Consider the following 25,531-nt stretch of genomic DNA (forward strand, 5'->3'; position numbering starts at 1 on the left):
TTTTACTAAACCTTTATAAAAATATTAGCGTTTTAAAGCTTTTAATTTCTCTTTGCTAAATTTTTCAGGATACTCTTCATACCACTTGCTAACTGTTTCAGCTCCCAGTTTGTCGTAAATGTAGGACAACTGTTGACTTAATTTTTCTTCTTGGTGCTTTTCAAATTTTTGTTTTTCAACATCACTATCAAAACCTTTTACCTTTGCTGAGGGAAGAGTAGGTTCATGATGCACAAACAAATTAAGCTTATCATTGCAAAACTTCTGATAAGAACGTGTATGCAAAATGAAGTTATGCCACATCTCATCAATGATCAGTAATGAGCTGTCAATAAAGAGACGAAATCGTTTCTTTTCTTTGATATTTTCGGAAGCTAACCATAGCCATTTTTTGGTCTCTTGTAAGATTTCTTCTGCATCCTCACGATTTATGGAATATCTTTCCATAAAACCTTCGATGATGATATGATCCTCATTGCTATCTAATGCTCTTAGTAAGCTTTCATTAGATTTATCAGTTGCTGATTGAAACATGAGACTTAAAGTATCGATATTAATTGCTTACACAATTTGTCTCACATAACTGATGCTGATTTGTTTTCTTGTCTCTTAAGATTCTCTTTAATAATTGTTCTTTTTCTGTGTTTACCTTTGACCTAGTTTTTGTAGTAGTAGTTTGCATTTCTTGTACTTTTTGGAGTTAAATAAAATTTTCAGAGCGCAAAGGTATTTTCTGATAATTAGTAAACAAGTAAAAACACAACTATTTGAAATACTGTATTTTAACCGATTTAATAAATCATGATATATTTAATTATAATATAAATATATCAATATATTTATTGAAACAGTTATTTAAAAATGTTCATAAAATTGAGTAAGTTTTAAGTGGTTTTTTGATGACTTAATTATCATAATTCTTAGAAGATTAAAATATCAACTAGAGAATTATTTAAATGTTTAAATTGCATTAAACCTATTAGGTCTTTTTCTTTTTCTTCTTCGCAGCCGGAAATAAAATATTATTTAAGATCAATCTATAACCAGGAGAATTGGGATGTAAATTCAAATCTGTTGGAGGTTCGCCTACAAAGTGTTGGTAGTCTTCTGGATCATGACCGCCATAGAAAGTCCAAAAGCCATCACCAAAAATCCCGTGAATATAGCGCGCTTCATTGATGGAGGAATTTTCTCCTAAAATAACAACATCTGGTTTTATTAATTTCTTTTTATAAGCGGTAGTTTGTCCCATGAAGCCTTTTACTAGCTTTTCATGATTTTGAGTCAACATAGTTGGAATTGGATCCCACTTTGCCGAGAATTCAAATAAGGTGAAGAAATCATTTCCTTCTTTTATTCCAGGTCTGTCAATTTGGTTTTGGTCAATATTTGAGTACTCATATTCTAGCGGGTTCATTTCAAGTTTAAAGTCCTCAAAAGCTAGGGTCTGCTCATAATCTAATTTTTCTTGTGCATCGGGGTCTGCCGGATCTCCATCATACATTCTTGCTGCTAGGTCAACACCAGCTGCCGACAAGGCAATATCATAGGTGTCGGTTGCTGAGCACATAGCAAATAGAAAACCTCCCTTATTAACAAAGCTTCTTATTTTATGCGTAATTGCGAGTTTAAGTTGAGATACTTTTCTGAACCCATGCTTTTTTGCCATAGCTTCATATTCTTTCTGTTGCTCTATATACCAAGGTTGATTGGCATAACTGCGGTAGAATTTACCATATTGGCCGGTGAAATCTTCGTGGTGTAAATGCAACCAATCGTAATCCGATAAACCTTCTGTCATGATCTCATCATCGAAAATAACATCGTAAGGAATTTCAGCATAAGTTAATACCAAGGTTACAGCATCATCCCAAGGCTGTTTTGATTTTGGAGAATAGACGGCAATTTTGGGCACTTTATCTAAACGCATTGCATCTTTATTGGAGGAAGGACTGGCTATTTCATCTAACATATTATTGGCAACTGCATCAGAAATAATCTCATAAGAAACACCTCTAATGATTAATTCATTAACGATTGACTGCTTGCTTTCAATCATAAAACTGCCTCCTCTATAGTTTAGTAGCCAATCAACAGGGATTTCTTTCTCTAAAACCCAAAAAGCTACTCCATAGGCTTTCAAATGATTGGACTGCTCCTCATCCATAGGAACTAAAATTTGATTCGCTTTCAGAGCTTGGGTGGAGAGAAAAATAATAAGTATATAAAGAAAAATTTTTCGTGTCATTTTTAATAAAATTCAATTCTTAAATGTATAACTAAATATAATATATGGAGTTTCAAATCAAAGTTTCTTACTTTTATGTAATATATCGTGAATAATCACATTAAATTGCTAAAATTTACAAAAAAATATACTGCTTTTGGATTATCTGGAAAATATTAAAGAGGGCGTAAGATCGATTAAGGGCAATCGATTAAGAACCATATTGACGGCTGCAATTATTGCAATTGGTATCACAGCTTTAGTTGGAATATTAACTGCTATTGATGGAATACAGAATTCTGTCAGTGGCAATTTGGCTGGTTTAGGAGCTAATAATTTTGATATTGAGACTAGAGGGCAAGACGGAAGAAGAAGTACTTCTGACGGAAAGAAGGAAAAAACCTATGAACCAATAGGTTACAAAGAGGCTGTTCAATTTAAAAGTAAATACAACTTTGTTGGAGATGTATCCATATCGACCAGAATAACTGGAAGTGCTGAATTAAAATACAAATCCGAGAAGACGACTCCGACCATTCGAGTTTATGCTTCAGATGAAAATTATTTGATTCAAAATGCATATGAAATTGAGAAGGGTAGAAACTTTTCTCCCTTGGAAATTCAAAACAATAGTGGGGTGGTTATCCTAGGTGCAAATGTGGTTGATAAGTTATTCAAAGAAAATGTTGACCCAATTAATAAAGATATCTCCTTTTTCGGAGCACGTTTTAAGGTAATCGGAGTATTGGAAGAGCAAGGTGGAATGGGCGGTGGAGGTGCCGACCAGTCTGTAGTAATTCCAGTGGGGCTATCTACCTTATTTGCAAATCGCACTTTGCAGTATGGGATAACGGTTTCTTTACCTGATCCAATTTTGATGGAGCAAGGCATTGCTGAAGCAACTGGTGTGATGCGTGGAATTAGAAGTGATGGAATCGGTCAGGAAAATTCCTTCAAAATTGAAAAAAGTGAATCTCTAGCAGAAAGGTTAGAGGAAATTGCGGGATATTTAAGAATTGGAGGTTTTGCTATAGGAGCCATTACGCTCTTAGGTGCATCCATAGGTCTGATGAATATAATGATGGTGTCAGTTACAGAAAGAACAAGGGAAATAGGTATCAGAAAAGCAATCGGGGCATCGCCAACGAAAATAAGGCTACAATTTTTATGGGAAGCAATTGTAATATGCCAAATTGGAGGAATAGCGGGCATTATTTTAGGTATTAGCATAGGTAATGGAATATCTGCGATAATTGGTGATGGTGGCTTTGTTGTTCCTTGGTTGTGGATGATTGTGGGTGTTATTATTTGTGTAGTAGTTGGATTGATTTCTGGGTATTATCCGGCTTTTAAAGCTTCCAAACTAGATCCTATCGAATCATTAAGATATGAGTGATCGATAAGTAAAACTCATGAAAAAATACTTTTTCTTCATATTATTTATTGGATTGTCCTTTTCGCTGGTGGGCAAAGACAGTTATTTCAGAGGTTTTTACCATGGAAAAAATGTGTTTGTCCGAAACCCGTATTTAGGACAAGATTCTGGTTTTTGTATTGAGGAGATTTATTTGAATGGTGATTTAGTAGTTGAAAATCCAAAAGTGTCTGCCTATGAGATTGATATGCAGAATCTTGAACAAGAAAGTAGGGTGGTAATTCGAATTGTGCATCATGACGATTGTGAACCGGAACTCACCAACCCAGAAGTTATTCGAGGAGATTTGAAATTTAGTTGGCTGAAAGTTTATGTAGATGAGAATCAAATAATTTGGCTAACAACCAAAGAATCTAAAGATGGATTTTACATTGTAGAAAAAGACACTAAAGATGGATGGTTCCCGATAGATACTGTCAAGACGAAGGGTGGGATTTTTATTAATCAACATAGCTTAGAATTAGATCATGTTCAAGGAGATAATCTCTATAGAGTCCAATATCATGATCCTGAAATGGAAGTTAAGGTTTCGGAGAGCTTTAATTTTCATTCTGATAAAAGGGAAATTACTCACGCCATTGATGAAGAGAAATGGATTATAGAATTTACCGAAGAAGTGAGTTATTTGCTTTATGATGAAAACAGCAGGATAATCAAAAGAGGGAAAGATGTTTCCTGTAACATCCAAAAGCTGCCAAGAGGAAAGTACATGATCAAATATGACGGCAAGGAAATCTATTTTGATAAGAAGTAATTATTCATTAGTAATCTTCGGATAGAATTTTTTGCGCAATTGTCCATTTAATCCTCGTTCTGGTTAATGAAATCGATGTTTTTGTAGATTAGCAATTAGACGATTTCAATTGTCAGACCACATTACGATTCTTGAGTTAGTTTTAAGATGCAATAGGTACGAACTGGGAAGTTCGCATTTAGGGTTACGAGCAAGGAAGTTCCTGGCAGGGAAATGCCTTGTAGAGAAATTCAATAGATAAGAACGTCATCCCTTTGAAGAAAGGGATGACGCACGGAATATAATACAATGAATAATTGCTTTCATAGTGCAGTAAATGTAATTTTTTTCCTCTAAGCTAGGGCAAGCTTCGCCTAGATTGGTCCAAGCGGACGCTTGAACCAGAGCAAAATTGAACCTAATTGCACTAGCGCAAGCGTCCGCTTGTGCTTAGAACTAGAAGCGAGCTTCCCAGTTCGTGCTTTTTAACCCATTTATAATTCAAAATATAGGACTTATTCTCCTTTAAACACTACTTTTTCCAACTTTTCATTCTTGATTTCTTAGATAAATACAAATTTAATTCTAACAAACGCTTGTAAGTTAGATTTAAGTTTTGCAAATTACTCTGCATACAGCATAAATTATAACCAAAACTAATCACTATGGAAATGAGAAAAATTTTAACAGTATTATTAGCTTCAGCTCTTTTATGGTCTTGTGCCCAAGATGATGAAGATTTGAGCTTAATTGATGAAAATGTTCAGCCAGAACAAGAGATTGACATTGTCCCCAAATCGGAAATTGATGCCATTATTAGAAGCGCATTGGAGGAGAAAAACGAATTCAATTGGTCAGAATTGAATGATGTACAGTTATGGAGTGCTTTAGTCCATTCAGATAGCATTCTTACAGTCGGTTATTTAGCCTCAGGTGAGAGCAATATTAATGAAAGAATAACTGCCATTAATGTTCAAGATCCTAATTGGGTAAATTCTAGAATAGATATTATTGAGGAAACCCGAGCTGTACTTGAAAGAAAAAGACAGCAGAATATTACCGATGAGGAATTGCCAAATTTCTCACATGAAGTATTGCCGTTTGTAGAAATGAAGGTGTATGACCTTGAAGTGATCAATAGATTACGATCTTTGGATAATGTTCGATATGTTGAGCCACTAAGTTATCAAGTAGATTTTCAAAAGTATGGAGAAAATGAGCGCTACAGTGATTCTGGATGTTCAAATGATCCTAATTACAACTTGTCAGGGCTTTATACTGACATTGCGCCTGGTGCTAAAATGTCTTGGAATTACCCGCAGATGGGCATTGATCAGGCATGGAATTATAGTACTGGTGCAGGTATTACAATAGGTATGATTGATACTGGTCTATCACCTGACCAAGCAAAACTAGGAAGCCAATTCAATTCAGGATATTCACAAAATAGAACAGTAGAAAGAATTGGAACCTATCAAACGGGCTCGTGGTGGTGGAAGAAATATGATGGCCCAGATGATAAATGCGGTCATGGAACTTCAATGGCAGGTGCGGCTACTGCTCCAAGAAGTAATGACGGCTCCGCAGTTGGAGTAGCCTATAATGCTAATTTAGTTGGTGTTAGAGGTACAAGTGATGTTATTGTAAACGGGGGTAATGAAAAAGACGGAGTTACAGAAGCCTTGGTTTATTTAGGAAATCGCTCTGATGTTAAAATCATCAGCATGTCAATAGGAGATGTTTTCAATAATTCCAAAGTAGCAGACGGGATTCGTTATGCTTATGGAAGAGGCAAGTTGATTTTTGCTGCTGCTGGAACTTCCACTAGCTGGACAAACTGGTATGGCGTTATTTTTCCAGCAAACATGAATGAAACGGTGGCTGTTACTGGTGTAAAAGAAGGACAATATGAAAGATGTAATACTTGTCATTCGGGTAGCAAAGTAGACTTCACCGTGATCATGGAAAAAGCCGGGTCTGATGCCCATCCTCTTTCAGTAGCTATGAGTGGAAACCAGCCTTCAACCGTTGGCGGTTCCTCAGTGGCTACAGCTACAACTGCAGGAATTGCAGCATTAGTATGGTCCAAAAATCCATCATGGAACAGGGATCAAGTTTTACAAAAACTGAGAGAGTCATCAGATTTTTATCCAAATAGGAACTCACAATTTGGATACGGAAACTTAAATGCACTAACTGCAGTGCAATAAACTATTTTAAATGCTGTATGGTAAAAGGCTGTTTTATATTAAATAAGACAGCTTTTTTTATTTTTATATTTGTCCCGTCCTGAAATAGCGCAACCCAGCGCAAGTGTCCGCTTGTGCTTTTTTATGGCCCAAAGATTGAATTCATCACGGTAGATTGGTCCAAGCGGACGCTTGAACCAGTAAGCAGTCATTTGCATAGTTCAAGCGCCCGCTTGGACTTTACATAGCTGGCAAGCGTCTGCTTGTGCTATAATTATTAAGTACCAAATAATCCAATCCCTCATTCCCTACACTTCATCCTAGTAATTCTACACTTCAGTCATATTTAATTTATATTAATAGAAAACTACCCCACATTTGGTGCATAGAAAAAAATGAAGCACCATGAAAAAGTTCATCACCATATTACTCATCATATCAAGTTTCGGAGTGGAGGCACAGAACATAATCTCAGGTTATGTAACTTCTACCAAAGGAGACAGCCTGCCGGGCGTGAGTGTTTATATTAAAAATACCTATGACGGAACCTCAACAAATGCAAAAGGCTTCTTTTCATTTAAAACTGCTGTTAATGGCAGCCAATTTTTAGTTGCACAATCAGTAGGTTATAAAAATCAAGAGCTAGCTGTTAACTTGAATGAATCGCCTCTACAAATTGAAATTCAACTTAAAGAAGCTATTGACCAATTAAATGCTGTAACCATAACGGCAGGAGCCATGGAAGCTTCTGACGAAAATAAAGCAGTGGTGCTAAAGCCTTTGGATATTGTAACTACGCCAAGTGCAATGGGTGATATCATTGGTGCATTTCAAACTTTACCAGGAACATCAACAGTGGGGAATGATGGGAGGTTGTTTGTTAGAGGTGGTGATGCTTCTGAAACCGCCATTTTTATTGATGGGCTTCAAGTAGGAAATGCATTTGGTACTACCGCTTCAAATGTACCTACTCGCACTCGATTTAGTCCGAATCTTTTTAAAGGTTCCTTTTTTAGTACTGGTGGATATTCGGCTGAATATGGTCAGGCCTTATCCTCCGCTTTAGCTTTAAATACGGTAGATATTCCACTTCGAAGTCAAGGAGATGTAAGCATTATGTCATTGGGTGGAGGTTATATACAAACTTTGGTTGGTAAAAATAACAGCATAACGGCTTCGGCTAATTATTTTGATCTTTCTCCTTATCAATCACTAATAAAGCAAAACTTCGATTGGGAGCGTAGCCCGTATGGTTGGGATTTTTCAGTTGCTGGTACTCAAAAAGTAGGCAATGGTGGTTTTCTAAAAGCTTACTTCCAAAAAGAATCAAATGGTTTAAAATTATGGCAAAAGCAGCCTGGTGATACGGGCAGAGGTAATCTGATTGGTATTAAAAATGATTATACCTATGCACAAAGTAACATCAAACTGATTGGGCAAAATAACTGGAGCTATACTGCTGGGATTTCGTACTCAGATAATTTTGATCAATTTGATTTAAGTGGTCAAAAAGTGAATCAACGAAGCAGATTGATACATGCCAAAGGAGTAGCTATAAAAGATTTTTCAGATGCGATTTCCTTGAAAACAGGTTTGGAAAGCACTTGGTCAATTTTTGAAGAATCGCTGGTAAATGAAGGACTGACTAGAGATTTTTTGGATCAACGCTATAATGTGTTTGTTGAGTCAGATTATTATTTGAGCAATCAACTGATTTTCAGAGGTGGAGTAAGGTCTGGCTACAGCATACTAGGTGATGAACTTTGGGTAGATCCTAGAGCCTCAGTTTCATATAAATTTGAACATGAAGGGCAACTATCTTTTGCCTATGGTAGATTTAGTCAGCTTCCGATGGATAAGTTTAGAGTCCTAAATAATAGCTTAGGAAATACTGAGGCAGAGCACTTTATTTTAAATTATTTTATTTCCAAAAAGGGCAGAACATTCCGAGCTGAAGCTTTCCATAAATCTTACGATAACTTAATTACTTTCAGTGGATCAAATTTAGCACCTGAAAATATCTCCCTAAGTGGAACTGGCTACGCAAAAGGGATGGATTTCTTCTATAGAGATCGAAAATCCATTAAAGAGACTGATTTTTGGGTGACTTATAGTTTTGTAGACTCGAAAAGAAAGTTTGATTCCTTCGAAACGCAAGTGCAACCTAGTTTTGCACCAAAACATAATGCCTCAATAGTAGCTAAACATTTTGTTTCTGCTCTTCAATCTCAAATTGGAATGTCATTTAGTTTTAATGATGGATATGTTTTTACAAATCCAAATTTAGCAGGAGAACAAAATTCCAAAACCAAAAGCTTTCAGGATTTGAGCCTTAGCTGGAGTTATTTACCAAAACCCAACCTCATCATTCATTTAGCATGTAGTAATGTGCTAGGGCGAGATAATATTTTCGGTTATCAATATGCTTCTCAACCTAATGAATCAGGTTTAGTCCCTGGAATGCCTATTGCACAGGGGGCTCCTCGGTTCTTATTTATGGGAATTTTCTTAACCCTTTCAAAAGACAAAACAGCAAATCAATTAAACAACTTATAAATCTAAAAATTATGAAATCGAGCATTGCAAAAAGTTATTTACAAAGATGATTTTCGAATGCGAGATTCCATATAGCAAAGTAAAAACTAAATAATAATCATATGAAAAAGTACATTTTAACAATCGCAATTACCTTTATAGGAGTACTAAATTTAATGGCTAACGATTCTGCTTATGTAGAAGCCATGAAAACACAACTGCAGCAATTTGATGAAGCTAAATCTCCTGAGGATTTCCAAAATGTAGCCAATGCCTTTGCCCGGATAGGGGAGATGAATACATCCGAATGGTTGCCGAAATATTATGCGGCTTTTGCATTAACCAACGCTGGATTCAGAACGGAAGGGATTAAGGAAAAGGACGCATTTTTTAAACAAGCTCAAGATCTAATTGATAAAGCAGTTCAAGAAAATGGAGAGAATTCTGAATTAGTGGCTATGAAAGGCTATGCACTAATGGGTGAACTGGCTGCCGATCCCGCTAGACGTGGGCAACATATGTCTGGCTTAGTAATGAGCACTTTTGGGAAAGCACTTTCTTATGACCCTGAAAATCCTAGAGCTATGATTTTAATGGCGCAAATGGAGCAAGGGACAGCTAAGTTTTTTGGAACAGGGCCTGAAAAAGCTTGTGGTATGGCAAAAAAGAGCTTACAGCTTTTTGAATTGGAAGCCGGTTATGTTAATGAAAACCCTTTAGCTCCAAAATGGGGAAAAGATATGGCTGAAAAAATGACTCAGCAATGTCAGTAATTTTAAAAATTTACTAACCTGAGTTCGACTCTAATTTGTATATTCAGATTTTTATATAATTCAAACTAAATTTTCTATCGCTAGCCACTGGCTAGTGATAGTTACTTGTGTCTTTGGCACGGAATACAACAGCTTGCTTTAGAAACAAAAGGGACGTTTCATAGATTAAGAATTTTCCTGAGGCGGGAGTAATTCCCACTAGTCAGAGGCTAGAGGAAGTGTAATCTATTTATTTATCTAAAAATACAAGCTAGATGATTACAGAAAATCAAATCCTGAAAAATGCTCCTCATTAAATTTATGAGTAGTTTAGGACTTAGTTTTCTTAATGCTAAACAAATTATTGAAATGGGCTACTTTTACTTTATAAAGCAAGAATCTGCACCAAAAAGAATCGGAAAGTTTATTCTGGTCAATATGATAATTGCACTAGGATTGGTAGTGTTTTTTTGTCCAAAGTGCTTTTTGAGTTTGAGAGGACTTAAATTGATTTATCCAGATTTTATTTTCTCTTTTTTCATGTCTTCTTCATTGGCGTATGGAGGATTTGTGGTTGAAGCTTACTTTAACAAGAAAATCAGTTGGGTGAGTTTCCCAGTGAAACGCTTGTTCTTAACATTACTTATTTATTTAACCTATTCGTTTGTAGTTAGTTATCTTATTTCAGTAATAGGGTATTTGATCATGATACCTGAAATTACGCTGGACAATATCAATTGGGTTTCTATGATGGACGAAACAATTTTCCCAGTTGGAGTCGCGCTAGTTCTTATTACCTTATTTACTGCTAGGTCGTGGCTTTATGAATGGCGTAATGCTGCTATTGAGGCGGAACAATTACGAACAGAAAAGTTAGCAGGGCAATATCAATCCCTCAAAAACCAGCTCAACCCACATTTTTTATTTAATTCACTAAATGTTTTGACGAATTTGGTTTACGAAAATGCGGATCAGTCTGCTTCATTTATTCAACAATTATCGAAGATCTACCGATACGTACTGGATGTTCAACAAGAAGAATTGGTAAGTCTGGCAGATGAAATTGGATTCGCACAAAATTATTTGAGCCTACAGAAGATAAGGTTTGAAGAGAACTTAATCTATGACATCAAAACGGATTATATTGATAATTTTTACTTGCCGCCACTTTCTTTACAGCTCTTGTTGGAAAACGCTATTAAGCACAATGTAGTTAGCATGGAACATCCACTTAAAATTACTATTCATCAAAAGGGAGATGTTTTGATAGTTTGCAATAATTTGCAAGCTAAAAATTCCCAAGAGATAGGAAGGAAGGGAATTGGCTTGGAAAATATAAAAAGGCGCTATGAATTGATGAGTGATAAAATGCCTGTAATTACTAAGACGGAAACTGAATTTAGTGTGAAACTACCCTTGCTTATTTTGAAGAAATGAGAGTTCTAATTATTGAAGACGAAAGACCTGCGGCAACCAGGATGAAGCAACTTATTGTTAAGTATTTGCCTCAGGCTGATATTTATGGCCATTTAGATAGTATCTCCTCAGCTGTGAAATGGCTTCAAAATGAGCCCACACCTGATTTGATCTTTTGTGATATTGAACTTGCCGATGGGCAAAGTTTTGAGATCTTTGAACAGGTTGAAATCAAAAGCCCTATAATTTTCACTACCGCCTATGATCAATTTGCTATCAAAGCATTTAAGCTAAATTCAATAGACTATCTCTTAAAACCTATAGATCCTGAAGAGTTAGAACAGGCAATTTTGAAATTCAAAAATCAGCAATTTCAACCTCAATTAGATTTAGGTCAGATTCAGCAGCTATTGAAACCTCAAGGAGTCCATTATAAAAGTCGGTTTATGGTAAAGATAGGAGAGAAGATTCAGAGCATTCCAACTGATGAAGTGTCCTATTTTTTTAGCGCAGAAAGAACGACTTTTATGCAGACAAACGAAGTTGGCAAAAGATATATTTTGGATTATACGCTCGACCAAATTGAAGAAATGCTTGAACCCACAAATTTTTTCCGATTAAATCGAAAATACATAGCTTCTTTTAAATCTATAGATCAAGTCTTGAGCTATTCCAACAGCCGTTTAAAAATCAAACTTAAAAACAGTGAAGACAATGACATCCTTATCAGCCGAGAAAAAGTAGCCAAGTTTAAGGAATGGCTGGATGATTGATTTTACCACAAGGAGTTAGTACGAGCTCTAGACCACACTTTTTCTTCTGGGAAGATCACATAGTAGCTGGATGAAACTGTTTAGATTGGTTTAAGCGGACGCTTGAACCAGTGCTAAAATGAAACTGACTGCAATGGCGCAAGCGTCCGCTTGTGCCACGAGTAGATATTTTCTTAGAGAATCTCAGTGTAAAACTTAGCGCAACTTTGTGGTTAACCCTTCACAGCCTTTGGCTGTCTTACAAATCTTCCGTTATCTAATCATTAATTTATTTCTAAAAGTATTATCGCCCAAACTATTTTACTTACCTTTGCAACTTGATTAGTTGAGAATAATATGTAATAATCTTAACTAGTTGAATATCAGTTAATTTATTTATATTATTTAGATGTCAGAAATTAGAAATGTGGCGATTATTGCCCACGTTGACCACGGTAAAACTACTTTGGTTGACAAAATTATCTATGCTTGTCAGGAATTTCGTGAAGGAACGGAATCAGACGAATTAATTTTGGATAATAATGATCTAGAAAGAGAGCGTGGAATTACTATTTTGAGTAAAAACGTTTCTGTTACTTATAACGGAGTTAAGATTAATATTATTGACACTCCTGGTCACTCTGACTTTGGAGGTGAAGTAGAGCGTGTTTTGAAAATGGCCGATGGGGTTCTACTTTTAGTAGATGCCTTTGAAGGACCAATGCCGCAAACCCGTTTCGTACTTGGAAAGGCATTAGACTTAGGCTTAAAGCCAATAGTGGTAGTCAATAAAGTGGATAAAGAAAACTGTCGTCCTGATGAAGTGCACGAACAAGTTTTTGATTTGATGTTCAACTTGGATGCGACTGAAGACCAGTTGGATTTCCAAACCATATACGGTTCAAGTAAAAACGGTTGGATGAGTACTGATTGGAAAGAGCCAACTGATAATGTTTTGCCACTTTTGGATGAAATCATTAAAACAATCCCTGCGGCACCTGTTAAAGAAGGTGTACCGAAATTACAGATCGTATCCCTAGATTATTCTTCTTTCGTAGGGCGAATAGCAATTGGAAGATTATATCAAGGTACCTTGAAAGAAGGTATGCAAATAGGTCTTTGTAAAAAAGACGGTTCCGTTAAGAAAATGAGAATCAAAGAATTGCATACGTTCGAAGGCTTAGCAAGAAAAAGAGTGGAGGAAGTACATTCAGGCGATCTTTGTGCAATCATTGGTTTAGATGGTTTTGATATTGGAGATACGGTAACTGATCCTGAAAATCCAGAGCCATTACCAAGAATTTCTATTGATGAGCCTACCATGAGTATGCTTTTCACTATCAACAACTCGCCATTCTTTGGTAAGGAAGGTAAATTTGTTACTTCTCGTCATTTGCGTGATCGTTTGATGAAAGAGACTGAGAAAAACTTGGCCTTGCGTGTAGAGTCTACAGATTCTGAAGATAAGTTTTTGGTTTACGGAAGAGGGATTTTGCACTTATCTGTTTTGATTGAAACAATGAGAAGGGAAGGCTATGAATTACAAGTAGGTCAGCCACAAGTATTATATAAAGAAATTGATGGCGTTCGTTGTGAGCCAATTGAGCATATGGTTATTGATGTTCCAGATGATGTTTCAGGTAAAGCCATTGAGTTAGTGACCCAAAGAAAAGGTGAACTTTTAGTAATGGAGCCGAGAGGTGATGTACAGCATTTGGAATTTGAAATTCCAGCTCGAGGTATTATAGGCCTAAGAAATAATATGATGACCGCTACAGCTGGAGAAGCTGTAATGAATCATAGATATAAAGAATATGCTCCATTTAAGGGACATATTCCGGAAAGGAATAAAGGCTCATTAATTTCCATGGAGGAAGGAGCTTCTACAGCATTTGCGATCAATAGATTGCAAGACAGAGGTGTATTCTTTGTTGAACCAGGTGATGTGATCTATAAAGGTCAGGTTATTGGACAACACTCGAGAGATAATGATCTGGATGTAAATATCAATAAAGGAAAGCAGTTAACAAATATGCGTAAATCAGGTAGTGATGATGCAGTGAGAATTGCTCCAAAAATCAATTTCTCTTTAGAGGAGGCCATGGAATTTATTCAGAAAGATGAGTATTTGGAAGTAACTCCAAAAAGCATCCGAATGCGTAAAATTTACCTTGACGAAAATGAGCGTAAAAGAATGTCGAAATAAAGACAAGTCTTGATTAAAAACATATTATTAAAAATGAAAAGCCGGTTGATGCCGGCTTTTTTTGTGCTTATTCATTTTAACAGATGCTTTTTTTTAACTACGCTAGTATAGTATAGTGCTTTTTTGTGATAAATTAATGACTCTTAATTACAAAGTGTAATAGTCATAATTTTTAGTAGTATACTTAAATTTTAAAAAAATACTTATACATTTACATTGTAAGTTCATTTTCATCCAAAACCTAAGGTCGTTTGCACTTATCATGTCAGCTTTAGTTTTTGGTTTCGAAAAGGTTCAAATAGTCCTTTGATCTTAATTTTGGTATATTCAAAAACAGGTTCAAGGAATTTTAAAGTCAATAATTTTTGATATTCAAATAAGCACTTAAAATAAATCATACCACTATATTTTTTTAACAAATGACAAATACGATTACAAAACTTTTCACAATTGCAAGTATCTTTATTTTATCAGGATGTGCTGCATCCTATAAGCCCATCTACCCTGTTTCATTAAATTATGATTCTCATCAATCCCAAGGTGGTGTAGAATTATCCTATAAATATGATGTGTTAAGGGAAAATGGGAATAAAAAGTATGCCAAAAAGGAAAACAAAAAAGGAGTAAAACTAGTAGCAGTTAAGATCACCAATAATTCGCAATCAGTTGTTAATATTGGGAAAAACTTGACTTTATACTCCGGAAATAATCAGATTAGGCCAATGGAGCCTATGGTAGTAAAGGAATCGATCAAGCAGAATGTACCAGGGTATTTACCCTATTTGCTATTAAGTTTTGTCAATTTAACTACAACAAAACAACAGAATGGAACAATAGAGTATAATGTAATCCCAATTGGTTTAGTTTTAGGGCCGGGTATAACGCTCGGTAATATGCTGATCGCTGCAGATGCCAATACCAAATTATTAGATGAATTAAGATTATATAATGTAATAGGTAGAGATATTAAGCCTGGAGAAACAGTCCACGGAATTATAGGTGTTCGAGATATCGGGTATAGTCCGATTACAGTTGAGTTCACCGAATAAAGTTTCTAAAGCCGGTTGATACCGGCTTTTTTTATGCTGAAAATTTAAATATTTCCCACTATTTTTATGATTGTATTGTAATGATTAAAGCATGCTTGAACCGTCATCCCCTTCTTCAAAGGGATAGACGCACAGCTCTATCTTTTAAAGCGCTCTGTCATGTTATTTCATTTCTTCTACTTCATCCCGGAGATCTCTTAGCCTAGGATTCATTTTCTAAATCAAGCTTATTTTCAATTTATTAGGTGTTTGAATAGAATAAAGAGATGACTTATGAACTCAATAAAATTTCTATGAAATGATATTTATCTCCTATTTCATTATATTGGTAGATGATTAATCAAAAACTAATTGATTCAAAAAATAACTGCCATGGCTGAATTAAAAACCAAAAAGAATGATGCGGATGTTTTCGAGTTCATTAATTCATTTGCTAATACTGAGCAAAAGAAACAAGATAGTTATGAACTTGTAAAGTTGATGCAAGCAGTTTCAGGACAAGAACCCAAAATGTGGGGCGAATCTATTATAGGATTCGGACAATATCATTATAAATCTGAAAGAAGTAGCCAAGAAGGTGACTGGCCACTGATTGGTTTTTCGCCTCGAAAATCTGCCATTTCGCTTTATGTTTATAGCGGTTGTGCAGGTCAGGAAGAACTACTTAAAGACCTGGGGAAATTCAAAATGGGAGCAGCTTGTATTTACGTCAAGAAGCTTTCCGACATAAATCAAGAACCACTCAAGAAATTAATGAAATCAACCATTAAATTTCTAAAAGCAAAACACGGCTAATCAAACCAGGAACACTATGGACAAGGCAGCACAAACCATGATCGACAACTTGCATAAAAACACAGGTAAAACGCTGGAGCAATGGATAGAGATCGTACAAGCACAAAACTTTAGCAAGCATGGCGAAATTATGAAGTTCCTTAAAGAAGAACACGGGCATTCACATGGATTCGCTAATCTGATTGCGCATAAAGCCAAAGGTTCTGATGCAGGCTCTGCAGAAAATCAAGATGATTTGATTGTAAAGCAGTATAAAGGTAAAGAGCATTTAAAGCCCATATATGACCAACTTATTTCAGAAATTAAAGCCTTTGGTGATGACATCGAAATAGCCCCAAAAAAAGCTTATGTTAGTTTGAGGCGCAAGAAACAGTTTGCACTATTGAACCCAGCTACAAAAACAAGATTTGAAATTGGTATTAACCTTAAAGGACAAGAACCTAAAGGAAAACTGGAAGCCGAAAAACCTAATGCAATGTGTTCGCACAAAATCAAACTAACTGATATTAATGAGATTGATAGTGAAGTGTTGGATTGGTTGAAGATGGCCTATGAAAATGCAGGTTAAGATTGTATTAAAATTAAATAACTGATCAAATTATGTAGCATACAGTTTTTCTAACTACATACTGTTTCATTGAGCAACCATTTCTGAAGATCTCGCATCTACCTTAAAAGATTCTCACATCAAAAAAAAGTGGAATGCTAGAAAATCCAAAAGTCAATATCAAAATCAAGCTTGCGTTATTATGGTCTTCTGTACTGTTCTGTTATCTGTATGGCGATTACTTTGAATTGTATGTTCCTGATAAAGTAAATGGCATGATGACAGGAGATTCTATGCTTGATAGCCCTACCAAATTGTTGATTGCTTCTTTAGTTATAGCAATCCCGGCCGTGATGGTTGCCCTATCCATCCTTTTGAAACCAAAAATTAGTAGGTTTTTTAATCTATTGTTCGGAAGCTTATTTACACTAATGATGCTATTGATAGGGATCAATTCTTTAACACCATGGTACAGTTTTTATGTATTCTTCGCATTTTTGGAAAGCATAATTACCTTTTCAATTGTGTGGTTTGCTTGGAAATGGCCTAAGCAAACAGCAACTTTGAACTGAAAAAATAGCCTTAATGAAAACAGCAGCAAGAACAACCGATTTAAGTTAATCTAATTGGTAAATCTCACCACCTATACCCAAATTTTACTCCCACTACATTCCAAGCTAAAAATTCAAGCTGTAATGGTGCAATTTCAAAAGCAAAATTAAAATGATTAGCACCTACGAATTGAATGCCAATTGGAAAATAAGGTAAAAATTCAAGTCCAACAGCAGGAAATAAAGATCTTGCAACCGCTGCTCCTATATATGGCGTCCAATTTCTTTCCGACCCACCCCAAAGGTGAACTTTCATCCCAATATGAACTCCTATAAAACCAATGCCTGCTTCTGCATTTAAATGAGGGGTGAGGAAACGATCATAGGAAACAGATCCTATGGCATTAGGGCCAATGCCATATAAACTGATGCCAGAAGAATCTTTTAGTCTAGGGTTTTGGTCTTGACTCTCAGTTTGTTGGGCTTGGATTCTCTGAGTAGAAAATACAACCAACATTATGAGCGAAAGTTTAAGAATTTGCTTCATCTCATTATGAAATCTTATTGAAGATAGCATTATATGCTCAGTAAAACAAGGTAAAAATCATACCCCTTTGCCCTTTTGCCAAAAAAGAATTTGACAACACTAAAGAAATTCAAGATGTGAAGAGTTGAGAAATTACTTAACACTTAGTTTCGAATTCAGTACAAACTTTTCGACTAAAAGTATAATTTATGGGATGTAAATAAAATTTATTCTTTTATATTTAGGTTATTAGTTCAGAGTAGATCAAAACCGACATTGTACTTTTCGCTTTGGCAATACATTGAGGTTTTTAATGCTTTGAAAATCCTAAGTGAAATAAATGTGCTAGGGCATATTTATTCCTAGATATTAGCGAATACGTATAAATTGAGTGGTACGTGTTCAAACGTTGTACGCAAGCTGAAAAGTCACAAACGGTCAAGCACATTTGGTTTTTCCGACACTCAAAGCCAACGCTAAAAAACCAAAAGAGCTTGCCCTTCCCCACCACCACTCAAGAGTAAATATCATTGGAACTTGATGTTAAAACAGAAAATTATTTTTATTTTTGCTAAAAATAGGTCAAATCATATTTTGATTAAATTGTAAACATGGCAAGTTTCGGACAATACATAAAATCGGAAAGAGAAAGACGAGAATGGACACAAACTGAATTCGGTGCGAAAATCGGAATTAATACAAGTGCCATTAGTCGAATTGAAAACGGAAGTCAACAATTCAGTAAATCAAAACTGAAAAAATTGGCACAGCTATTTAAAACCGACTTTCAGACCGTTACAGATTTGTTTTTTGCAGATAAGTTTGTAAGAGAAGCTTTTAAGTACAAATGTTCAGAATCCATTTTTACAGTAGCCGAAGACACAGCTAATTATTTAAGAAATACAAATACCAAACAAGGAACATTGAACTTTGATAATGAGTAAAAAATATAACGTTATAGATCTATTCTGTGGGTGTGGAGGTCTTTCTCAAGGATTTATAGAAGCGGATTACAATGTAATTCTAGGAATAGACCATTGGAAGGATGCAATTGAAACTTTTAACTATAATCATAAAAATTCAAAAGGAATTGTTGCTGATTTACTAAACCTAGACCCTCAAGAAATAAAGACAAGATATGCCATTGAAAATGTCGATTTAATAGTAGGCGGTCCACCTTGTCAAGGTTTTTCTATTGCTGGGAAAAGAATAATTGATGATGAGCGAAACCAACTTTACAAATCTTTTCTGCGATTTGTAGATTATTTTAAGCCTAAAGGATTTGTTATGGAGAATGTTCCTAACATTCTTTCAATGGGCAATGGTGCTGTTAAGAGTCAAATTTTAAAAGACTTTAAAGATATCGGGTATAAAATAAACTATAATAAACTATTAGCCTCTGATTTTGCAGTCCCCCAAAATAGAAGAAGAGCTTTTTTTGTTGGTTTGAAAAATAGTTTGGAGTTTGAATTTCCTAAACCAATAACAACTGATAATAAAATAACATCTGAAGAAGCCATTTCCGACCTGCCAAAAGATAGTTTAGAAGATGGATGTCAATACACCATTAATCCCAAAAGTGTTTTTCAAAGAGAAATGAGAAACGGGAATAAGGTGGTTTTTAATCATCAAATCACAAATCATAGTGAAAAAACGGTTGAAATTATTGGTATGGTTCCAGACGGAGGTAATTACAAAGACTTGCCAAAAGAACTTCATGAAACGAGAAAAGTAAATATCGCCTGGACTAGACTTAACAGCAAAAAACCTAGTTTTACAATAGATACTGGTCATAGACATCACTTTCATTATGAATTTAATCGAGTTCCAACAGTAAGAGAAAGTGCAAGAATACAATCATTCCGTGATGAGTTCATTTTTTGTGGTAGCAAAACAAGTCAATATAAGCAAGTGGGTAATGCAGTACCACCATTGTTAGCAAAGGAGATAGCTTTGAAAATCAAAAATTATTTATGACTAAACCTTTAAAATATAAAATACCTGACGATTATTTTTTTAGGCTACATCACGTTAGACCCCGCTTCAAGAATGACGTTGAAGAGGTTTTGCTTTATGTTGCCACTTCTATTTCGGAAATGCCAATATTGGACAAAGAAGTATTTAGAGATGAATTAAATAAAGTTCTTTTTAGCTTCAAGAAAAATGCCACGTCTACTCAAAAAACGGTTGATAATTGGAGAACTGAAATTTCAGCATTATTTGGTTTTATTCAAGAATCTAATGGTAAACAATATCCTGGAGTAACTGCAAAGAGATTAGCAAATAATCAATATTTGGATGAATTTTTTAATTACTTCTTGTTCAGTTTTCAATATCCAGGTGGACATATAAAATCTCAAAATGTAATTAAGCAAATTGAAGCTGGCGTACGATTCAAACCTTGTCAATTCATCTTGCGACTGCTAATCGAAGGAGAGAAAATATTGGGTAAACCATTTAGTTTTACTGCGGAAGAACTTACACAATGTGCATACTTTGACCTAAGAGTTACTAGAGATGGAAGACATCCAAAAGAAGTTGCTGAACTGATATTGTCAAATAGATTCCGAAATTTAGAATATGAACACAGGTACGAGCAACTTAAAAACCATCGAACTGGCTCTTATCCCTCAAGAGGTGATGTATATCGCTATGCTGGAGATATTTTAGATTATATGGTGCTAGCAAATTTATTACATCATAAAGGAACTGGCTACTATTATTACTTAAATGATCAAAATAAAGACGCTATTAATTTTCATTTGAAAAACTCGGTTTGGTTCAAAGAGTATGACGAGTTCTATAAAATTGATTCAATTACAAACCCTGAAATTGGCACTCTTGAAGAATTGTGGTTTGATTTTGTTAACAGCTTCGATGAAATCGAAGAATTTAAACCTCAATTAGATTCTAATGAAGTTGAAAGCATTTCTGCATTGATTCAAGAGTATTATGCTAGAATGACGGGTGATGCAAAAGTTCCAACCAAAATCTTTGGAGATTACGGAGAAACATTAATTCTAGCGCACGAATATCTTAGAACCAAAGACGGTTCAAACCGACAACATTTAATAAATAAAATCCCAACACCATTAGGTGTAGGTTATGATTTACAAAGTATTGAGATTGAGAAAAAGAAAAGATACATTGAAGTTAAAACAACAAAATCAAGAAAAGCAATAAATAGCAATCGATTTAAGCTAACCCCAAATGAATGGGATACTGCTGAAACGCTTGGCGACAATTATTATGTTTATTATTTAGTCATTAATGACTCTGGTAAAAACATCTTTGTAATCAATAATCCAGTCAAGGAATATGAAAGCGGCAATCTCAAAATTGACAAAAATTTAGTAGTAGAATTTTCAAACAAATCTGGACAATGGCAAAAATTAATAGAATTAAGAAATTAAAAGCTGCATCATTTTTTTGTGGTTGTGGAGGAATGGATTTAGGTTTAGTAGGTAATTTCAATTATCTGAATGGAAACTACTCATCTTTACCATTCGAGATAGTATATGCTAATGACTTTGATACATATGCGACTGAAATTTACAATAGTAATTTTGAACATAAGTGTATAACTAAGGATATCAAAGATGTTTCTATGTCCGAAATTCCAGAACACGATATTCTTTTGGGTGGTTTTCCCTGTCAATCGTTTTCAATAAGTGCACAGAATCCACCGAGATTAGGCTATAAAGATGAAAGAGGTCTTTTATTCTTTGAAATGGTCAATATTCTTAAAAATAAACAGCCTAGATTCTTCATTGCAGAAAATGTAAAAGGCATTCTGTCTGCCAATAAAAAGAAAGCTTTTCCAATGATAATTAAAGAGTTTGAAAAAGCAGGATACCATGTAAAGTATCAGCTATTTAATGCTTCGGAATATGGTGTTCCACAAAAACGGGAACGAGTTTTCATAATTGGCTTCAAGAATTATGAGGACTTTGCATATTTCAATTTTCCTCAACCAACTACTTTGAACGACTCAAAGGTTAAATTAAAAGAAGTAATAGACAAAAAAGCTAATAAAGATGAAAAATGGTTTTTCAGTCAAAGAGCAGTAGATGGAATGATGCGAGTTCAAAAAAAAATGAACAAAGGAAGAGACCAAAATTTGGAAGAACCTTGTAATACGATTAGTTCTCATCTAGCTAAAGTCAGCTTAAACAGTACTGACCCAGTTTTAAAAATTGATGGAAGATACAGAAGGTTTACACCACGGGAAGCAGCAAATATTCAATCCTTCCCTGACAATTTTAAATTGGATTCTGTTTCTGATGCAAGACAATATCGAGCGATTGGAAATGCTGTACCACCAGTATTAATGTGGCACATTGCTAAGTCATTGAGCCGATTAGTTGAAAAAGATATAATGCGGGCCAACTCTGAAAGCCAAACACATTTACAGTTCGCACAAGTCAACGCTTCACCAAAAACTGCAAAAGAGTATGTCTGTTCCAATGCTGATAAAAACGAGTTGAATGAAAAAAAGCTAGCGTACAATATTGTATAAAAATAATAGAGGTTTAATTGCTAAAACGAAACAAAGTAGGTATAGACAAGACCAGTGCTAACCTGAAAAGTTAGTGGGTATAAATCAGCTACTGCTCTTATACTTGACTTTTAAAAACCACTACCCAACAAAATTAAATCTGCTTTAAAAAACCTTTTAAACCATCAAATAGGCTCATTTTGAGATGCATTGGAAATAGCTTCACTAATGTTACTAACCTCTAATTTTCCGAATAATTTTCGTCTATGAAACTTTACGGTATCGGAAGAAATAAATAGTTTTTCGGAAATCTCATTGATACTAGATCCTCTAATTGAATATCGTAGGATTTCCTTTTCTTTATCCGATAAGGCTATTTTTTCTATTCTCTTCCAGCAACAGCTAATTAAATCATATTTATAAGTTTCATTATATCTATTCCGCTGTATTATAATATTGCCATAGTGCTGTTCCGTTCACAAGTAGACTAAACAACTCGCTTTTATATTGTTTGGAGGGTTATGTCAATAAGCAAGAGGCTAGGAGGAAGCTTGTAGTGGAATAATTATTTCTTTTTTGATTTTTAAATCAGAATTTTATTTTCGAAATGGTATTAAACCATTTTATACAAGTTTCAAAATTGCTTGCTTCAAAAAGTATAAGAAAAATAGAATCTCTTACTGTTTTGATCTATCATAGGTACAAAATTGATGTTTTCATTCTTTTTAAATGGGTTAAAGTTTTCAAGGGGTTCGAAATAGTAGACCAATTCAGTAACCAAAATGCCTATGCCTGCACCTACTAATACGTCCGAAATCCAGTGCCGGTCATTTATAACCCTAAACGCAGCTGTTGTGCTGGAAAAGAAATAACCGCTATAAGCCAAAACTGGAGCGCTGTCCTTAAACTCATGCATTAAAACACTGGCATTAGTAAATGAAAAAGTGGTATGCCCGGAAGGGAAGGAATGCTCAGATGACAAATCGGGTCGTGTTTTTAGGGTGATTCTTTTTAAACCTTGAGTTATTGCCGTTGAGATAACATTTGAAATCAATAGGTATTTTGTTTGGTCAAACCAATGGTTTTTAGCTTCTACTTGCAAAACATCAGCAAGATACATTTCAACTATGGGTACATATTGAAAATGATCATCAATTTTAAATTGAAAATTATTCCCCACTTTTGCTCTTATGCTTGATTGTAAATCTTTTTCAAATTGGCTGTTATTGGTGAAAAGCCCGGCAGTTATAAGTGAAAAGGGCAGGGCAGCACTTTTTATTAGGTGATATTTTGTCTTCAGAGAATCGGAATCTCTGTCAGCAGTTTGCTGGGCTTGAAGATTGAAAATACTGAGAGAAAAGATAAGTATGAATATATATTTCATTGATATTTGAAGCTGTTGTTTCTGCTCTGATTTGTTCTGAACCGATCAGTCATACCGTTAAATTTAGCAGTCGCAAATAAAGAATTATTTACTCTTTATAATAGTGGATGTGCTTTTAAAACAAAACAGCCAACGAAACCCAATTCCGTTGGCTGTTTTAATTCGTAATTAACCAATTTCTAATTCGTAATTACCTCATTCGTAATTCCTAATTATTCTCCCCAAAGGCCAGCCATGCTGTAAGGCGAGCCTTCTTGTGTCCAAAAACTACCATCAACGAATCGGTATTTTCTATCTTCTTGATTGATGGCCTCTACCTCTTCTCTTGTCAGTTCGATAGCATCCGCTTCTATGTTTTGTTTGATTCTTCCCGCATTTGTTGATTTAGGGATTACGGAGATCCCTCTATTTAAACCGTATGCAATCAAAATCTGAGCAGGTGTTTTGTCATATTTTGCAGCTAAGTTTTTAATGATAGGAAGCTCGAATAAATCCGGTTCATTATCTTTTTTCATTTGGCTAGCTCTGTCTTTCGATCCTAAAGGAGAATAAGCAGTCATTAAAATATCATGCTTTTTACAAAATCGTACCAATTCCTCCTGCACAAGGTTAGGGTGTAATTCTACTTGGTTCATCTCCGGTTTTATGGTGGCTATTTCCCTTAATTTTTCCAGGTTATTGATATTGAAGTTCGCAACGCCTATGTGTTTGGTCAGCCCTTCTCCCACCAATTTTTCCATAGCTTTCCAAGTCTTTTGAATAGGAGCCAAGTCTTGTCCCAGAAAATCATCAGCTGACTTCGGGAATTCTGATTCAGGCTTTTGAGCGACTGGCCAGTGCATCAAATACAAGTCTAAGTAGTCTAACTGTAAGTCTTTTAGAGTTTGCTTAAGCGCTGGTTCAACATCTTCAGCTAAGTGTGCATTGTTCCAAAGTTTAGAGGTGATGAAAATATCTTTTCGGGTGCAAAGACCTTCCGAAAATGCCTTTTGTAGTGCATCTCCAATTTCTTTTTCATTTCCATAGATGTAGGCGCAATCAATATGGCGATAACCCACTTTAATAGCTTCTAATACTGCTTCATAAACCTCTCCAGGCTCTGATTTCCAAGTTCCTAGTCCTAAAGCAGGTAAAATATCTCCGTTTCTGAAAGTTAATTTTCTCATGTGTTAGTTAGTTTTATAGTCTCTATTATTATACTACTGAGAGCATATTATGTTGAATAAAATGTGAAAACTCCTTTATCTCACTATGTTGATATTAAGTTTAAGATCTAAATTTCGGCAAAGCCGAAAATGGTAACTCTCGCAAAGACGCGGAGACGCAACGACCTCGCAACGAAAAAAGAAAAAAGACATTTAATAGCTATGCTATAATACTATGTTTCCCTTTATGTATATGCTATACTTTTGTCTTTCAAAATAGAGAACAAAAATCTTTTTTTGCGAAAACTTTGCGGCTCAACGACTCCCGACTAAAGTGCGGGACAGGTTTTGCGAGACATATTAAGCGTCAATGACGCCTGCGGACGTTTATTATATAATAGAAAAAGAAAGCTAAAGATGTACTTAAGCATGCTATTCTATTTTAATCCCTAAGGAAATTATAAGAATGCTCTTTTATTTTAATGATGAAAATTGTGAAAGGTCTAGCTGACTTCAATAAGTTGCCTCGGTAACAAAATACCAATTCAAACCAATCTCAAACATTTTCAACACTTAGAGTAGAATTCATTGCATTATTCCGCTAATTTCTTCTAAATGCAGAAAAGTTCAATAACTATCCTATTTATAATTTTTCTAAATTAGTATTGTTTTCACTTATAAAAATACTATAAATCTCTTTATATCAGATAATTAAGCCCATTTTTATGAATTGGGATATAAAAATAGCAAATTTGTATTCGAAATGTATTTGAAATAATGGCTTTGGGCAG

Annotated in this window: 22 protein-coding genes; 16 read left to right on the plus strand and 6 right to left on the minus strand. The window is 35.0% G+C overall.

Annotated features, from left to right (window positions below):
• Positions 1 to 24: 24 nt before the first annotated feature.
• Positions 25 to 534, minus strand: coding sequence for a glycine-rich domain-containing protein (locus tag FTRAC_RS18300; RefSeq protein WP_013455772.1), 510 nt, complete (start codon positions 532 to 534; stop codon positions 25 to 27).
• Between the two features lie 445 nt (positions 535 to 979).
• On the minus strand, positions 980 to 2,248 hold the full coding sequence (locus FTRAC_RS18305; RefSeq protein ID WP_013455774.1) for a hypothetical protein: 1,269 nt from the start codon (positions 2,246 to 2,248) through the stop codon (positions 980 to 982).
• A gap of 136 nt (positions 2,249 to 2,384) precedes the next feature.
• Here FTRAC_RS18305 and FTRAC_RS18310 point away from each other — a divergent pair, with 136 nt between their 5' ends.
• The 12 genes from FTRAC_RS18310 (at position 2,385) to FTRAC_RS18365 (ending at position 17,208) form a co-directional block, all read left to right on the plus strand.
• The gene (locus tag FTRAC_RS18310) at positions 2,385 to 3,623 is read left to right on the plus strand and encodes an ABC transporter permease (RefSeq protein ID WP_013455775.1); all 1,239 of its coding nucleotides are present in this window, start codon (positions 2,385 to 2,387) and stop codon (positions 3,621 to 3,623) included.
• Positions 3,624 to 3,639: 16 nt separating this feature from the next.
• Positions 3,640 to 4,416 (plus strand): hypothetical protein, encoded by a 777-nt coding sequence (locus tag FTRAC_RS18315; RefSeq protein WP_013455776.1) that lies wholly within the window; start codon positions 3,640 to 3,642, stop codon positions 4,414 to 4,416.
• A gap of 644 nt (positions 4,417 to 5,060) precedes the next feature.
• Positions 5,061 to 6,605 carry a S8 family peptidase gene (locus tag FTRAC_RS18320; protein ID WP_221405912.1) on the plus strand — a complete coding sequence of 515 codons (1,545 nt, stop codon included), beginning with the start codon at positions 5,061 to 5,063 and terminating at the stop codon, positions 6,603 to 6,605.
• 384 nt (positions 6,606 to 6,989) lie between these two features.
• Positions 6,990 to 9,140 (plus strand): TonB-dependent receptor, encoded by a 2,151-nt coding sequence (locus tag FTRAC_RS18325; RefSeq protein WP_013455778.1) that lies wholly within the window; start codon positions 6,990 to 6,992, stop codon positions 9,138 to 9,140.
• 101 nt (positions 9,141 to 9,241) lie between these two features.
• Positions 9,242 to 9,892, plus strand: a complete 651-nt coding sequence (locus FTRAC_RS18330) for a tetratricopeptide repeat protein (protein WP_013455779.1) — start codon at positions 9,242 to 9,244, stop codon at positions 9,890 to 9,892.
• A 282-nt stretch (positions 9,893 to 10,174) separates the two neighbouring features.
• On the plus strand, positions 10,175 to 11,308 hold the full coding sequence (locus FTRAC_RS18335) for a sensor histidine kinase (protein ID WP_245545993.1): 1,134 nt from the start codon (positions 10,175 to 10,177) through the stop codon (positions 11,306 to 11,308).
• Positions 11,305 to 12,060 carry a LytR/AlgR family response regulator transcription factor gene (locus FTRAC_RS18340; RefSeq protein WP_013455781.1) on the plus strand — a complete coding sequence of 252 codons (756 nt, stop codon included), beginning with the start codon at positions 11,305 to 11,307 and terminating at the stop codon, positions 12,058 to 12,060. Before FTRAC_RS18335 ends, FTRAC_RS18340 begins: the two co-directional genes overlap by 4 nt.
• Before the next feature lie 388 nt (positions 12,061 to 12,448).
• The gene (typA, locus tag FTRAC_RS18345; protein WP_013455782.1) at positions 12,449 to 14,245 is read left to right on the plus strand and encodes a translational GTPase TypA; all 1,797 of its coding nucleotides are present in this window, start codon (positions 12,449 to 12,451) and stop codon (positions 14,243 to 14,245) included.
• 419 nt (positions 14,246 to 14,664) lie between these two features.
• Positions 14,665 to 15,294 carry a hypothetical protein gene (locus tag FTRAC_RS18350; protein ID WP_013455784.1) on the plus strand — a complete coding sequence of 210 codons (630 nt, stop codon included), beginning with the start codon at positions 14,665 to 14,667 and terminating at the stop codon, positions 15,292 to 15,294.
• A gap of 372 nt (positions 15,295 to 15,666) precedes the next feature.
• A complete protein-coding gene (locus FTRAC_RS18355) occupies positions 15,667 to 16,089 on the plus strand; it encodes a DUF1801 domain-containing protein (protein ID WP_013455785.1) in 423 nt (140 codons plus the stop codon).
• A 16-nt stretch (positions 16,090 to 16,105) separates the two neighbouring features.
• On the plus strand, positions 16,106 to 16,657 hold the full coding sequence (locus FTRAC_RS18360) for a DUF4287 domain-containing protein (protein WP_013455786.1): 552 nt from the start codon (positions 16,106 to 16,108) through the stop codon (positions 16,655 to 16,657).
• Between the two features lie 134 nt (positions 16,658 to 16,791).
• Complete coding sequence (locus FTRAC_RS18365; protein WP_013455787.1) at positions 16,792 to 17,208, plus strand: DUF6326 family protein; 417 nt, start codon at positions 16,792 to 16,794, stop codon at positions 17,206 to 17,208.
• Between the two features lie 64 nt (positions 17,209 to 17,272).
• On the opposite strand, the gene FTRAC_RS18370 is transcribed toward FTRAC_RS18365, so the two are convergent.
• Complete coding sequence (locus tag FTRAC_RS18370) at positions 17,273 to 17,704, minus strand: hypothetical protein (protein ID WP_041650002.1); 432 nt, start codon at positions 17,702 to 17,704, stop codon at positions 17,273 to 17,275.
• Positions 17,705 to 18,324: 620 nt separating this feature from the next.
• On the opposite strand from FTRAC_RS18370, the gene FTRAC_RS18375 reads away from it, so the two are divergent.
• The 4 genes from FTRAC_RS18375 to dcm are packed head-to-tail and all read left to right on the plus strand — an operon-like array spanning position 18,325 to position 22,232.
• Positions 18,325 to 18,657, plus strand: coding sequence for a helix-turn-helix domain-containing protein (locus FTRAC_RS18375; protein ID WP_013455789.1), 333 nt, complete (start codon positions 18,325 to 18,327; stop codon positions 18,655 to 18,657).
• Positions 18,650 to 19,690, plus strand: coding sequence for a DNA cytosine methyltransferase (locus FTRAC_RS18380; RefSeq protein WP_013455790.1), 1,041 nt, complete (start codon positions 18,650 to 18,652; stop codon positions 19,688 to 19,690). Before FTRAC_RS18375 ends, FTRAC_RS18380 begins: the two co-directional genes overlap by 8 nt.
• Entirely contained in the window at positions 19,687 to 21,126 is a 1,440-nt protein-coding gene (locus FTRAC_RS18385; RefSeq protein ID WP_013455791.1) for a protein NO VEIN domain-containing protein, read from the plus strand. The genes FTRAC_RS18380 and FTRAC_RS18385 overlap by 4 nt, the downstream gene beginning before the upstream one ends.
• Positions 21,096 to 22,232, plus strand: a complete 1,137-nt coding sequence (gene dcm / locus FTRAC_RS18390) for a DNA cytosine methyltransferase (RefSeq protein WP_013455792.1) — start codon at positions 21,096 to 21,098, stop codon at positions 22,230 to 22,232. Before FTRAC_RS18385 ends, dcm begins: the two co-directional genes overlap by 31 nt.
• A 164-nt stretch (positions 22,233 to 22,396) precedes the next feature.
• On the opposite strand, the gene FTRAC_RS20220 is transcribed toward dcm, so the two are convergent.
• The 3 genes from FTRAC_RS20220 to FTRAC_RS18400 form a co-directional block, all read right to left on the minus strand.
• Complete coding sequence (locus FTRAC_RS20220) at positions 22,397 to 22,666, minus strand: response regulator transcription factor (protein WP_081457051.1); 270 nt, start codon at positions 22,664 to 22,666, stop codon at positions 22,397 to 22,399.
• A gap of 194 nt (positions 22,667 to 22,860) precedes the next feature.
• Positions 22,861 to 23,595, minus strand: coding sequence for a phosphatase PAP2 family protein (locus FTRAC_RS18395; RefSeq protein ID WP_013455793.1), 735 nt, complete (start codon positions 23,593 to 23,595; stop codon positions 22,861 to 22,863).
• A 212-nt stretch (positions 23,596 to 23,807) separates the two neighbouring features.
• Positions 23,808 to 24,761, minus strand: coding sequence for an aldo/keto reductase (locus FTRAC_RS18400; RefSeq protein WP_013455794.1), 954 nt, complete (start codon positions 24,759 to 24,761; stop codon positions 23,808 to 23,810).
• Between the last annotated feature and the right edge of the window lie 770 nt (positions 24,762 to 25,531).

The sequence above is a fragment of the Marivirga tractuosa DSM 4126 genome (genome assembly GCF_000183425.1).
Taxonomy (GTDB): Bacteria; Bacteroidota; Bacteroidia; order Cytophagales; family Cyclobacteriaceae; genus Marivirga; species Marivirga tractuosa.